Genomic DNA, 12,963 nt, shown 5'->3' on the forward strand with positions numbered 1-12,963 from the left:
GGCAGCCTAACCACTGCCTCACTCACCCTGGTACCGCTTGACTTGAAAAATTCCGAACGGCTCATGTGCCAGACCACGCAGAACAGAGTACCGAACCTCACAATAGCCACCACACTGCCGGCACCAATTATCAATAGAATTCGGTCGGCACTCCAGGACTGCTTTGGTCGCGGTGATGTGTTGGCCGATGCAGGACAGATAGAGGGTGTCGAGTCGGTAGAATATCGTGAGGTCAGGGGTGGAGAATTTAGGCCTGGCTACGTCGAGGTATTTCGTCTGGATTATGTGAGAACTTCCATCCGGGGAAGGCCTCGACCTCTGTCTGTGTGGCGACTCGCCCTATTTGGGCGTCACCGACCTACATTCTCGACTACGACGAGTCGGATAAGCTCATCACCGCTTCGCAACCGCTACGCGAGTTCGGGACACGAGCTCATATTCCTGCCAGATGTCCCGCCGCAAACCGGCGAACTCGTTAGCAACGTCGAAAATCTTGATCCTGCAGTGAGACACTGAACTTGTTCCAGTCAGGAAATCGATGATGTGGCTGGGACAGCCGGTCACCTCGGCGTCGGTGATGAGCACAGGGGGAAAGGCATTGACCATAAGAGCGATACCGAGGACAGACAACGTCCTTGATTCTTGTGGGATCAGCCTCCCTCAGCTGCGGTTCATGCCATCAAGCCCCGCATCAGTCCCCTACTCACTTCGGCCGGTGCTCAGCCATAACGTTGTCGAAGAGCTCGTCGCCGAGCTTGTCGTAGGAAACGTCCTTCGGGTACCACTCGTCGAGGTCGGCGAAGTCGCCCTTGTCGTCAAGGCCGAGTTCGGAAACGCTCTTCTGCCAATCGTTTGCCGCAGTATTCAGCGTCGATGGGGCATCTGGAACTCCAGCCGTCTTCGCGGTCTTCTCCGACAGGGTCTTGGCATACTTCGCCATCTGCTTCTGCACATCATCGTCGAAGGGCTCAACCGATCCGTCGTTGGCCTTCGCCTGTTCGACGGCCATCGCCTTGGCACCGATGACGACCTCCATCATGGTGGAAAATGTCGTCGACATCGAGTCGAAGACGATCTGCTGATAGGCCACCGGCAGCTCCGAATACTTCTTCCCGGCGGTGATCGCACCGGCAGAACGGGCGATTCCCGCATCGGAGGCGACTCCGATATTCGGAGCGACTTCGAACGTGCCGGCCTCGACGTTCGGGGCAAGCTGCCCGAGGTCGCAATCGGCCGTGCCACGCTGCAGCGCCTCATAAGTCTCGGGGAAGGACAGCGAAACAGGGGTGGCACCCAGATCGGTGACCTGCTTGCCTGCAGCTGCCGAACCGACGCGCAGCTGCTTGCCCTTCCAGTCATCGAGTGACGTCATCGGCTTCGAGCACATTGTGGAATACCCACCGGCGGCGAGCATCGGGATGAGCGGAACGAGGTCCTTGTCCTCGAACTCGGCAAGGACTTCCGGCGTCTCCCACGCCGCCTGAACACCTGCCGCATTCGCCGCCAGATCACTGGCCACCGGCGATGACGGCAACGTCGACATGGCTGTTCCAAGTGCGTCGAAGGCCGGGTATTCGGCCGGGGTGTAGGAGGGCAGGGTGAAGGCGAGGTCGACGCGTCCGTCGGCCAGGGCATCGTCGACGTCGGCATAGCTGGCGATCGCCTGACCCCACACGATGTCGACGGTGATCTTCCCGCCCGAGCGTTCCTCGATCGCCTTCTTCACATCGAGCCCGTTCGGCGCGAGGATCGACTTCTCCGACATCGACGACGGCTGGAACTTCAACGTCACCGGATCGAGGTCGGCCAGTGCCTCATCGATCTCGCCCTGCGCAGCGTCATCAGCGAAACCCTCGCCTCCCGCGGTGTCCGAGTCCGTACCGCTGCCGCCGACGGATCCGGCACATCCGGCGAGCAACGCCAGCGACGCGAACATTGCTGCGGTCTTCGTGGGGCGGATTGCCGCCGAGAGGATACGATTCATGGGACTCCTTTGAACGGCGGCTGTGAGTTCCCTTCGATCATAGATCCGAATGAGTCCACCCTCACCATGACTCCCCTCACACTGTGCCGAAGCCACGCAACGGCGCGGTCGACGGCACGGTGGGACCACCTCGGCGAGGCTCAGCCCGACATTCCTCCGCTGGTGCGTTCGATGAGGTCGGGCAGCCATTCGGTCATCCCGGGCACGGCGATCATGAGGACGAGGAAGATAACGGCGACGGGGAGGAACCACAGCAGGGAGATGAAGATGTCACGCAAGGTGATGTGGTGGCCGAGGTTGACGCCCGGATCCTTGATGATGCTGTTGACGATGTAGGGGATGATGCCGACCGGCGGGGTGATCATGCCGAATTCGCCGAGGAGGACGACGAAGACCCCGAACCACAGCGGGCTGACTCCCATCGTCTCGAGCGTGGGCAGGAGGATCGGGATGGTCAGCAGCATCATCGACATGGTGTCGAAGAACATGCCCATGATGATGTAGAGGACGATGAGCACGAGCAGGAATCCCACCGTCGACAGGCCGAGACCGGTGATGAATCCGGTGAGGATGGGCGCGAGTCCCGTGATGGCCAGCAGGCTGGTGAGTATCGTCGCGCCGATCATGATGAAGAAGATCGCCGAGGTGGCCGACACCGTGGCCATGGCCGAGTCCGCGACATTTCGCCACGGATGGTCCTTGCGTTTCTCCCATAGGCACAGCAGGAGTGAGCAGAGTGCGGCGGCGGCTCCGGCCTCGGTGGGGGTGAAGATGCCGGAGAACATGCCGCCGAAGAGGACGATGAGGATGATCGCGAAACCCCACACGCTCGCAAGGGAGGTGAACCGGTCGCGCCAGGTTGTCGTGGGGCGTTCTGGGGTTGTGGGGTTGGTGGTATCGGTTGCTGCTTGGCCGCGGCCGACGAGTCTCGGGACGAAGACGCCGACGGCGAAGATGAAGGCAGCAAAGCAGACGGCGAGCACGATTCCGGGCAGGGCACCGGCCATGAGGGCGGGGCCGACGGGCACGGAGGCGATGCCGGCGTAGATGACCATGAGGATCGAGGGCGGGATGAGGTTGCCGGTCATGCCGGCGACCATGATCGTGCCCACGGCCATGCGTTTGTCGTACCCGGCCTTGAGCATTTCGGGAATGCCTGCGCGTCCGAGCGCGTAGGTCATGCCGATGGTCGAACCGGTGACGGCCGACAGCCCGGCACCGGCGAAGGTGGTGCCGATGCCGATGCCGCCGGGCAGCCAGGAGAACCAGTGGTCGGCGACCCGGTAGACCTTGCCGGACAGTCCCGATTGGGTGAGCAGCATGCCCATGAAGATGAACATCGGCAGCACGCTCATCGACCAGTCAGAGACCGCGCTGAACGGGGCGGTCGCCAGGATGTTCATCGTCGCCGGGATCCCGGACACGGCGTAGACGCCGATGATCGAGGGCACGGACAAGGCGATGGCTACGGGCACGGAGAGGAAGAGGAGGACGAGCATCATCCCGATGCACCAAGCTCCGCCGATCGCCGCGGACGGGCTGGTGAAGAGACCGATGAGGCAGACGGCGACTAGGCCGAACCCGATGGTCAGGGCGAGGGCACCGGGGCCTTGGCGACGGCGGGAGTCCTTCGGGAACAGGGTGCGCGTGGTGGGGGCGGCGGTGCTCGGGGTGGCTGCGTTTGGATCGTCCGGGCGTGGGGTCGGGCCGGTGGTGTCGGTGTTCGGGTTCATTACTCGGGCGTCTCAGTAGGTCCGGGTCTCGAGGTCGTGTTCGGCGGGTGCGCCGGTGACCATGTCCGGGTCGGGCTGTCTCGTGAGGGCGATGACGACGGCGTCGAGGATGTAGAGCACGGCCAGCAGCACGAACACGATGGGCACGAGGAAGTACACCGGCCAGGTGATGACGTCGGAGACGTCGGCGGTCTGCCCGATCGCCATGTACTCCAGCGCTCTGGTGAGGCCGAACCAAGCGAAGGCGAGACAGACGAGCGCGCCGAGGATGCACGCGAAGATCGTGAACACCGCGGCCGTGGCGGGCCTCGCCCGTTCGATGGCCATGGTCACGGTGATGTGTTCCTTCTGCAGCTGGGCGGCGGGGATGCCGAGCAGAGCCACGATCGGTAGGTACCAGTATTCGACGATTTCGTTGGTGCCGTAGATCGGGGCGTCGAAGAGGGACCGCGCGAGGGCGTGGGTGACGATGTGGAGCATCATGACGATGACGGCGGCGGCCGTGGTGACCGTCAGCCACCGGTCGAGGACTCTGTTGAAAGTGAACATCACGAGTCACTGTAGCTCTCTGGCGCGGGTTCGGCGCCGGAGTTCGGTGTGACTTCGACTGCGCGGAGTGCGTCGAGGAGGTCGTCGATCTCGGAAGCGGCGGCCAGGCTGTCGGGCATCATCGCGGTCACTCGTCGGGCGCCGGCTTCTTGAAGGGCGATGGGGTCGATGCCGGCCACCTTCGAGTAACGACGGGCGCTGCGGGGCAGGAGGGCGACGCCGAGTCCGTTGGAGACGAGTGATTGGATGGCGCCGGGGTTGTCGGTGATGTGGCGGGTGCGGGGTTCGAAGCCGGCGTGCCGGCAGAGTCGTTCGGCGGTGGAGCGGCAGCGCACGCAGCCCATAATCCAAGGTAGGTCGGCGACGTCGTTGAGGTGTTGGATCTGTCCGGCGCGGTTCCAGCGTTCGGGGACGAGGAGGTCGAGGTGGTCGGCGCCGAGGTCGACGGTCGTACGTCCGGGCAGTTCAGGTGGTGTTTCGTCTTCGTGGTGGAAGAGGAAGGCGATGTCGATGGCGCCGTCGTCGAGTAGGCGCAGCGCTTCCGGCGGTTCGGCCTCGGACACTTCATAGGAGTGGTGCAGTGGCGAGTCTGTTCCACTGCCGGCGTTCGCTTCGAGTCGACCGAGGGCTGCAGCCAGGAGGCCGATGACGAAGCTGGGGAACCCGGCCAGCCGGACATTGCGTCCACCGAGGCCGAAGGCTTTGGCGAGGTCGCTGCGCAGTCCCGTCACCGAGGCGGCTACTTCGCCTGAGCGGATGCGGGCGAGTTGGCCGGCGGTGGTCAGCCGAATGCCGCGGGGTGTGCGGTCGAAGAGCGTGACACCGAGGTCCTTTTCGAGAGCGGTCATGTGCTGGGACAGGGCTGGTTGGGACCAGCCGAGTGTGCGAGCGGCGGCGCCGATGCTGCCGGCTTCGGCGATGGCACCGAAGATGAGAAGACGTTTGGGTTCGCCGAGAGTGAGAGCGTGTTCGAACACGGAAGACATAAGTACAGCTTATGTCAGAGCAGAGGGAACTGGGTCTACCGAGCGCGTTGGTATCGGGTCAGACTGGATCATGTAGCTGGTTTCGTGATGACAAGGAGTGGAAGATGCGCAGGATCGGTCTGCTGGGTGGAATGAGTTGGCATTCGAGCATTGAGTACTACACGAAGATCAATGAAGCGGTGGCTGGTCAGCTCGGCGGACATCATTCCGCACGGATCCTCCTTGATTCGACGGACTTCGCCGATATTCGTGAGATGCAGGTCGCCGAGGATTGGGCAGGCAACGACGCGTCGCTCGTGGCGACGGCGCAGCGCCTGGTCGATGGCGGCGCCGAGGCGGTCGCGATCGCCACAAACCTCATGCATAAGTGCGCTCCGGCCATTGAGGCGGCGGTCGATGTGCCGCTCATCCATATCGTCGATTCGATCGCGACAGTGGCGAAGCGTCAGGACTATTCGACGCTGGCGGTTCTGGGCACGAAGTGGACGATGCTCGATGACTTCTACACGGGACGACTCGAGGAGCAGGGAATCCGGACGCTCGTTCCCGATGAGGAGACGTGCTTCGAGGTCGATCAGATCATTTTCGACGAACTCACGCAGGGAGTCTTCACGGATGCTTCGCGGGCACGCTACGTCGAGATCATGAACGACCTCAAGGCCCGCGGCGCTGACGCGGTGGCGCTGTCATGCACGGAGATCGGCCTGTTGGTCCCACCGGAGACCGCTCCCCTGCCAGCCATCGACTCAGTCGATGCGCATGTGGCGGCGATTGTTGAGTGGATGATGGCGGAGTGAAGTCCACCTTCAGTGTCCTCCCAACAAGCCGCTCACTGCCAATCAGGCGATACTCCATCCTCAATCTTCAGATAAGGTGAAGGCAATTCATACACATTCATTGTCAACCTCATCAGCTGTCATTATGCGAGATGGTGCCTACTTTCACGCATCCGTGGTGGCCACTGCTGCCTGAACCGAATCGTAGTGAGGTTCCTGATAAGTCCGGGAGATGGTTCCCGGACCGATCGCCCCGGCCATTTGACCCTGAGCAAATGTTCTTGCAAGATCTGGTCGCTAACCCTTGATTCAAAACATAGGGGCACCCCCGTCGACCGGATGCTGGCCTGCTAGCACTTGATCATGGCCGTCCGCTGGCGCCAGAGGCCTCACAGACGTCCGATAATATGACCTCTGCATCGCCGAGCACCGGGCCTCATGCAAGCTCACCGCGCTCATACTCGGCGAACTCGCCACCTTTGGGGATGCGATTGAAGTTGCGATTGAACTTCGGAAATACGCTCATGCCCTCAATGTATGTGGCTTTATGAGCTCAGAACGCAACCGCGCTTCGGTCTGCTCAGTGAGCTGGGACTGATCATGCGATCACTGAGTTTTCCTGCCGAGGTCGCAGGCGTGGGCAAGATTATAGGCGCTGTGAAACAATACCGATGCTGTCAGCCCATAACGTGACTCGAGCCATCTGGAGACAAGACAGAACACTCCCATGTGGACACTTCCTGCAACCGACCCTATTTTCAGATGTGTGCATCCGAATCCGACGCTGAAAAGAAGCGTTTCCCAAAGGTCTCCGTCTTTCCGCCAGATCACCTCTTCGGCAGCGGCAACGGCAATGAGATCACGTACCTCTGATCGAGAATGCGGCGGGAGCCGATAGCGGGGAACCCTGCGGGCCAGAGCGAAGACGCTGAGGATGTGCCATGCCATACCGGCTCCTAGCCCGATAAGGCAGTGCCGGTCAGCGAGTTTAGAGCGTCGTTCCCGCGCAGGATCTTCTGATAGTGACAGGCACGCGATGATTGCAGTTGGGTAGTCGTGATACCAGCTTGCAGAAGGTCGGAACACGCTCGGTTGGCGCATTCGCGCGTGACTCAACAGATCCGGCCCCTTGAGAGTCCAACCCACATGTAAGAGTTTTGACAGTGAGCTCAATTCTCAGCGCCTAAAAGCACAACGTATAGGGCGGCGTCGTCAACCCCGTTGTGGTCGGGAAGGATTTCGTTGATCTCGTTGTCCATGAACCCGCCGAACACTCGGGATTGGACGTCGATGCTCGTCGCCACCGTGACGAGGTTCTGAGCCACATGTCCGGATTCCATGAGGCAGAAGCGAAGTGCTCGTTGGGCGTATTTGAACCGGCTACGCCAGAACGTCGCGCTGATGATGATGAACGCCGACGCATCCTGAGCAACCTCAGGCAGCAGAAGTGCTTCTCCCAAGGCGTCTAGATCTACGCCGTCACGTATATGCGCGATTCCGTGGCGGTACGGGTCGAAATGGTGAAGCGAACCAGCTTTCAGCGAATCGACATTGCGGGACACAAGATACAGATCGAGTGGGTAGAGTGCGCCACCAGACGGGACGTTTCTGCGTGACTGATGCCCATGGTCGAAAGGATAGGCGCCGTACGAGTGATGGAGAATCTGATGAATCGAGGTCAACGACAGTTTTCCACCACCGAACTGCGGACAAGAGCGTCGGGTGCGAAGGAGAGAGTCCAATCTATTTGGAAGCTCTTCGGCCTCACCGAGATCTGTGAAAGGTCTAGAGCTGTAACGCCTCGAGGCACGCTGGCTCATCTTCTGCAGTTCCGGAGACTGCAAAAGGGGAGGAATTCCGGGAGTTTCCCAGGCCAACCCATCCCTGGTGAGCTTCGATGCTTCGAAGTAGTCTTCGCTGGGGTCGAAAGCTTCCGGCACGCCCGTGTTGTAGACGATCTCTCGGAGATTAGCGCTGTGGCTTGCTTCGGCTGCTGATGTCAAGGGAGTCCTTCCTCAGGGAAACGGATGGGGAAGTGGATTGAAGTCTTCGTAACTCATATCGGCAGATCGGAACCCGAGTTCACGTGCGCGTGTGCGCAGGCGTTCACACCCGAGGAAGCGCCGGTGGAATCCGACATCGAGCATCTGCATCTGCGGGCTAAATACCTTGAACACTGCCCCACGTGCTTCCATCACATCGGGGCTGGTCAGATCTGCAGCGAACGCGTCAATACCTTGTGCGTTCAGTGCTGAAACGAGGAGACGAATCTCTTCGTTCGGCGTGTCGCCAGCGAAGTCCGGGCCAGTTGAGACATCAGTTCGCTCTTCTGACGAAATGAGGAAGTTCACTCGGTCGAGGGCTTTGGAATTCGCATAGAACCTGATGTGGTCGTCGAAGGAGCGAATCTCATCTGCAAGGTCGTGTGTGTCCGGATCGAGTGCGTTTCCGTCCCGCTGCTCAGCCTTAACCCAATTTCGCGTCTGTAAGCACTCGATTGCGGCGTCTTTAGCGGCAGCAAGCAGACTGGGGCCGGCCGCCGCGCCCAACGCGACGGGAGCATGCTCTGTGTGGCGGTTGATTGCCACTGCCAGCACGGACGGGATGTTGGATATTTGTGATAGGTCGACCAAATGAACGTCTACCCCTGATGGCGCAACGTAACGACCCATGAACTTCGACAGCTCAGAGTGGGAGTCGATGTCGATAAGAGGCATTGAGAGCTTCGAATGCCACGTAATCATGAATGCGTCACGTTCGATCAATTCGTAGAGTCCGCCGAGGATCGCCTCTGCCGGGGTCGAATGGAATGCCAGGCCGTTGCTGGTCGCATATCCCACTGCAGATCGTTCGTGATGTGGATCAGTCGGATACAGATACAGCATCTGAGAAGGCACCCACACTTCTTTCCCAGAGGCGAGGTCTTCCAATGGCGACCAATGCATCTCCACGTCACCGGTGAACGGACTGTAGTCGAAATTCGGGTCGTCGAACTGACGCGGATGAAATGGCGTCCACAGATCAGGATGGACACCGGGCGTCTTTTCCTGACTCAAAGTCGCGTAGCTGGCCTTTCGCAGTCTGTCCCAGGGAACCCACGCTCCGCTATATCGCTCGACACACTCACCAACTGCAGCAAGGTATGTGCCGACCTCCGAGATGGCGCCACCACCGTTGAATTTATTGTTCGACGAACCGATCAGGTGCTCGCCGTCAGCAGTCTCGGAACCGATGGCGTAGCAGTACGAATCGTCAATATCGTGAACCTTTTCAAAGACTCGGCTGACTATTCCGACGCGATCCGATACCAGTAAGCGTGCCCGCTGCAGCCCATCTTTCAGCGTGGCCCAGCGGTTGCCCGACGGTAGTTCGGTCAGTGAAGTGCGTCGTGTCTCGGTATGGGTAGTCATTTCACTCCTCGTGATACCAGATCTGCGGGTATCCCGTTCCAGACGTTGGAGAGCACTCTGGACAGCGCGGGACTCGCAATACGCGGTGGTTCGACATTTCAAAGCCCTCTAGCCCGTACGTCACATCGACGAAACCGCCGACAGGTGCCTGCCCTTGAGCTCCGTCGAGCGCGAGATGGGTCAGCATGGCGTCCGCCAATATCGACACCATCATGGAAGTCATTGCAGGCTGACTGTCGAAGCGGTCTTGTCGAGAAGGGGCGGACTGACCGTTCCTCTCGATATCAGCAAGTACAGGTTCGCGGATGGTACTGCCGGCGCGCAGGCGCAGGCACTTGTAGCAGGCAGACTGGTTCGGGTAGAACCAGGGGCCGACCCGGAATCGACCGCCGCGAGCAGGTGTGACCGGTGCCCAAACCCGAATCTCGGAATCAAGCGCCATTGAGTTTGCGGCATCGAGGATCGGATCATGCTCGTCGGAAGCAACGACGAGCATTAAGTCTGCCAATGCGTCGGTCGGCAGCTCAGCAACGACCTGGGGTTCCGCAATCGGGTACAGTTTTAATAGCGATTTCAGGTGTTCCACAACAGACGAACCGCTTCTGTCGACGATGGTCACAGAGGCCGTCTTCAGCCGCTCGGCGATGTCTTCGAAAGTGACGAGACCACCACTGCGATTCGCCAGCGACACGATTGTGTCCGGCCAACGGGTGCGCTCGGACGACACGAGAATTTCGGACTCAGCAAGGATCTCAAACGCTGATTGGAGCCTGTCGATGTCACTTTCTGCAAGGTCGTCACTCGAATTCGGAGCGGTCAACTCTTCGTTTGTTGACATCACTTCTGAGATGAAGGGCCAAAGAGCGTCATCGGACAGACTGTAGGTGTTCGCCGCGGCTTCGATAACGACGCGATCGCTGTTGCGGGAGACCCGAAGGTCTGGATTGACCTGATAGATCTGAGATTCAGTCACTATCATTGCCTCATTTCTTTTTTGGCGTTGACATAGGTTCGGAGGTCTTCGATGGCTTCCGCGCAATTGGATTCGTCGCCTGGCTCTTTCGACACGACGAGTTGCTGAGCGGCGATCACGCGTTCGCTCAGGTCGGGGGCCATTCCCGAAGCAACCATGACGTCATAGAGATCAACGGGTTTCACGCCCTCCGAGGCGGTGTCCTGGCCGAGTTCAGATTTCAGGGCTTCGATGACCGATTTCGCAGGGACGGTCGAAGGCACCCCGCTTGAACGAACAGGACTTCCTGAAGAAGTGGACTGGAGCGCAGCTTGCACCAGTTCGTTGCGCTGACGCCGGCTGATGAGGCTGATCTGTTTGGCCGGTTCAACGAGGCAGAAGGCCCTGTACTCAATAGTCTGGTCTATGTCATCGTCCCAGTCTTCGGCGGATCGGGGGAGATTGAGTACCTGGGCTCCACCGAACTCCGACAACGTGGATTCAATGTCGTCCTGCCACGAAATGTAGTCCGCGGCCCATTCAGAGATACTTTCGGCGACTCGCTCTGGGCGGATCAGCAATCGAGCATCTGAGCTTGCTGCAGCGCCTAACTGTTCCCTCAACTCTTCCCGGTTGAGCGTCACTGCGTCGACCACTGCGACGGATTTGGCTCCGCCGAAATCGCCGACGAGCTCAGCGATGTGTTGTCGAGACCCGATGTAGGTGACTGTCACGTTTATGCCTTCCGGTAGTGGATAAGGAACAGGTTGCCGTAGTTCGAGGTGGCGCCGTCTGACGGAACGATCGCATCGCTTTTGTCTTCGAATATTGATACGTCAGCGCCCGGAAGCGAAGTTCGGCAAATGGCGTCGACATCTTCGCGCGTAAGTGAAACGTTGTGCTGGTCAATGAGGAACTGGCTCAACTTTTCATCGGCTGAACGCATGAGGCGAGGGCCGACGCGCATGAGGTCGACGATGAGCAGATGCCCGCTGGGGCGGAGTCGTCCGCGCAGTTCAGCGCAACGGCGAGCCGGGTCGTCCCAGAGTGCAACATTGAGAGATGAAACGATGACGTCTGCACAATGCACAGTTGAGGGGATACCCTCGACGCTTGCTCGAACGAACTGCACGTTGTCGGGGCTCTTGACTGTATTGGTATGCAAGTCGGAGCCGTCTGGATCAATCCCGATATAGCTGTTGAAATCGTCGATAAGCGTTGCGAGGATGCCCTCTCCGCAGCCGATGTCGATGATGTCAGGAGTGTCGAGGCCGAGGTCTGCGATCTTGTCGGCGACAAAGGCGGAATAGAGCGGTTCGACTTTCGCGTCGTGCGCTCGGGCAATCGGCACAAGGTCAGGCTGTTGATACCAACAGCGGGCGCGTTCTCGAGAAGAGTCAACCTCCGGCCTCAGATCAGATGTATTACCCACAACTAGTCCGCCACCGCAGGGTTCCCGGCGCGGAAGGAGGGATCACCCGCTCGTCTCCGGGCCTCGGCCTTCTTCGCTCGTCGCGGCCCGATGAACCACCACATTGCAGGAATGAACACCGCAACAATCGCCCAATAGATCAGCCAAAACGACCCTTGTATGCCAGCAACGATTATGCCGAGACCGAGAAGGATGAGGCTAATCAGTGATGCAAGACAGGTGCGCCGCCAGGTAGACAAGGCAGTCTGGTGCGCGGACTCGTCAGCATCTGCATTAACGGGCCGACCGAACCGCTTGGCGATCTTCTTATCGAGAGATTTGATGATCGTCGGCCCCAACGCGATTGAGTAGCCAATGTAGATGGCAGAAAGACCATGTAGGAAGTTCGATGATCGTCCCGTACTGAGGTCGATATAGGTGAGAATCAATAGGGCTAAGTCGACAACCGGAGTGGCTAGGAGCAATCCCGCTCCGATGCGTGGCGCCTTGAGCGCATATCGCACCAGCAGGCCGGCCACCAGTAGTACCCAGAACAGAATTTCGGCAGTCGCAATGGCAATGAGAAGCACGCTTCACGCCTCCAGGTGCGTAGATTTTCGAGCCTAGTTGGCCGTGTGAAACTGCTGGGCACCCGACCTGAATCAGCGCCGGATGCCCAGCAACTTCTTACGGAATCATCCGCCCGAGCAGCAGCAGCACGGGAGGGTCGTGCAGGAGCAGCGTGCGGCCGTGGGCTCGAACGCCTGAACCTCAGACACGATCTTCGAAGAGTCAGTCGAAACCGCTGGAGGCAACTTGCTAATTAGCGTGGACATTTGCTTCTCCTTCTTCCTTGATTCCAGTACGGAACTTCCGCACCAGTGTGCGCTTCGCACGTGAAACAAACTGTCAGGCTTCAAAGTGGATTGCAATTATTGAATATTGAAAAACCACAAGACGCGTCGAGGTCATTCATTCGTGGTTAAGATTGTGTTCGATTCAGGCGTTCGGGTCAAGTCGATCATCAATAGCATCTAGGAAGGCAAATTGCCCGAAAGGCCGCAAATTCCGCAATGGAATCCGCAATTTGAGGAGAATTAGATTTATCCTTCAACGAAATTGGTTGTTGAGTAAACTCTCAGGTTCGGCGGTGATTTTCGCT

General features: G+C 59.3%; 12 protein-coding genes and 1 pseudogene. 1 reads left to right on the forward strand and 12 read right to left on the reverse strand.

The annotated features are described in order from the left end of the window. Positions 1 to 51: 51 nt before the first annotated feature. The 5 genes and pseudogenes from INT29_RS13070 to INT29_RS13090 all read right to left on the reverse strand — a co-directional run. Positions 52 to 282 (reverse strand): annotated as a pseudogene (locus INT29_RS13070) (ISL3 family transposase); the annotation flags it as partial. A gap of 421 nt (positions 283 to 703) precedes the next feature. Next, positions 704 to 1,984, reverse strand: coding sequence for a TRAP transporter substrate-binding protein DctP (dctP, locus tag INT29_RS13075; RefSeq protein WP_127363091.1), 1,281 nt, complete (start codon positions 1,982 to 1,984; stop codon positions 704 to 706). 140 nt (positions 1,985 to 2,124) lie between these two features. After that, positions 2,125 to 3,717, reverse strand: coding sequence for a TRAP transporter large permease (locus tag INT29_RS13080; protein WP_101584570.1), 1,593 nt, complete (start codon positions 3,715 to 3,717; stop codon positions 2,125 to 2,127). Between the two features lie 12 nt (positions 3,718 to 3,729). After that, positions 3,730 to 4,266 carry a TRAP transporter small permease gene (locus tag INT29_RS13085; RefSeq protein ID WP_096162379.1) on the reverse strand — a complete coding sequence of 179 codons (537 nt, stop codon included), beginning with the start codon at positions 4,264 to 4,266 and terminating at the stop codon, positions 3,730 to 3,732. After that, positions 4,266 to 5,252: a LysR family transcriptional regulator gene (locus INT29_RS13090; protein WP_101584573.1), complete on the reverse strand. Its 987-nt coding sequence runs from the start codon at positions 5,250 to 5,252 to the stop codon at positions 4,266 to 4,268. Before INT29_RS13090 ends, INT29_RS13085 begins: the two co-directional genes overlap by 1 nt. Positions 5,253 to 5,356: 104 nt before the next feature. Here INT29_RS13090 and INT29_RS13095 point away from each other — a divergent pair, with 104 nt between their 5' ends. Continuing rightward, complete coding sequence (locus INT29_RS13095) at positions 5,357 to 6,049, forward strand: aspartate/glutamate racemase family protein (RefSeq protein WP_096162381.1); 693 nt, start codon at positions 5,357 to 5,359, stop codon at positions 6,047 to 6,049. A gap of 1,148 nt (positions 6,050 to 7,197) precedes the next feature. On the opposite strand, the gene INT29_RS13100 is transcribed toward INT29_RS13095, so the two are convergent. From INT29_RS13100 to INT29_RS20775, 7 genes are all read right to left on the reverse strand, one after another. Continuing rightward, the gene (locus INT29_RS13100; RefSeq protein ID WP_226830453.1) at positions 7,198 to 7,848 is read right to left on the reverse strand and encodes a SagB/ThcOx family dehydrogenase; all 651 of its coding nucleotides are present in this window, start codon (positions 7,846 to 7,848) and stop codon (positions 7,198 to 7,200) included. Positions 7,849 to 8,043: 195 nt separating this feature from the next. Beyond that, complete coding sequence (locus tag INT29_RS13105; RefSeq protein WP_096157212.1) at positions 8,044 to 9,438, reverse strand: YcaO-like family protein; 1,395 nt, start codon at positions 9,436 to 9,438, stop codon at positions 8,044 to 8,046. Position 9,439: 1 nt separating this feature from the next. Next, a complete protein-coding gene (locus INT29_RS20650) occupies positions 9,440 to 10,417 on the reverse strand; it encodes a TOMM precursor leader peptide-binding protein (RefSeq protein ID WP_009884135.1) in 978 nt (325 codons plus the stop codon). Continuing rightward, entirely contained in the window at positions 10,414 to 11,034 is a 621-nt protein-coding gene (locus INT29_RS13115) for a hypothetical protein (protein ID WP_319020905.1), read from the reverse strand. The genes INT29_RS20650 and INT29_RS13115 overlap by 4 nt, the downstream gene beginning before the upstream one ends. 92 nt (positions 11,035 to 11,126) lie before the next feature. Next, positions 11,127 to 11,741: a class I SAM-dependent methyltransferase gene (locus INT29_RS13120; protein ID WP_096157214.1), complete on the reverse strand. Its 615-nt coding sequence runs from the start codon at positions 11,739 to 11,741 to the stop codon at positions 11,127 to 11,129. A gap of 83 nt (positions 11,742 to 11,824) precedes the next feature. Then, on the reverse strand, positions 11,825 to 12,391 hold the full coding sequence (locus INT29_RS13125) for a hypothetical protein (protein ID WP_009884138.1): 567 nt from the start codon (positions 12,389 to 12,391) through the stop codon (positions 11,825 to 11,827). A gap of 105 nt (positions 12,392 to 12,496) precedes the next feature. Next, complete coding sequence (locus tag INT29_RS20775) at positions 12,497 to 12,637, reverse strand: plantazolicin family TOMM peptide (RefSeq protein ID WP_081448609.1); 141 nt, start codon at positions 12,635 to 12,637, stop codon at positions 12,497 to 12,499. Positions 12,638 to 12,963 lie beyond the last annotated feature (326 nt).

Origin of the sequence: Brevibacterium sp. FME37 (genome assembly GCF_014897485.1) — a bacterium.
Classification (GTDB): domain Bacteria; phylum Actinomycetota; class Actinomycetes; order Actinomycetales; family Brevibacteriaceae; genus Brevibacterium.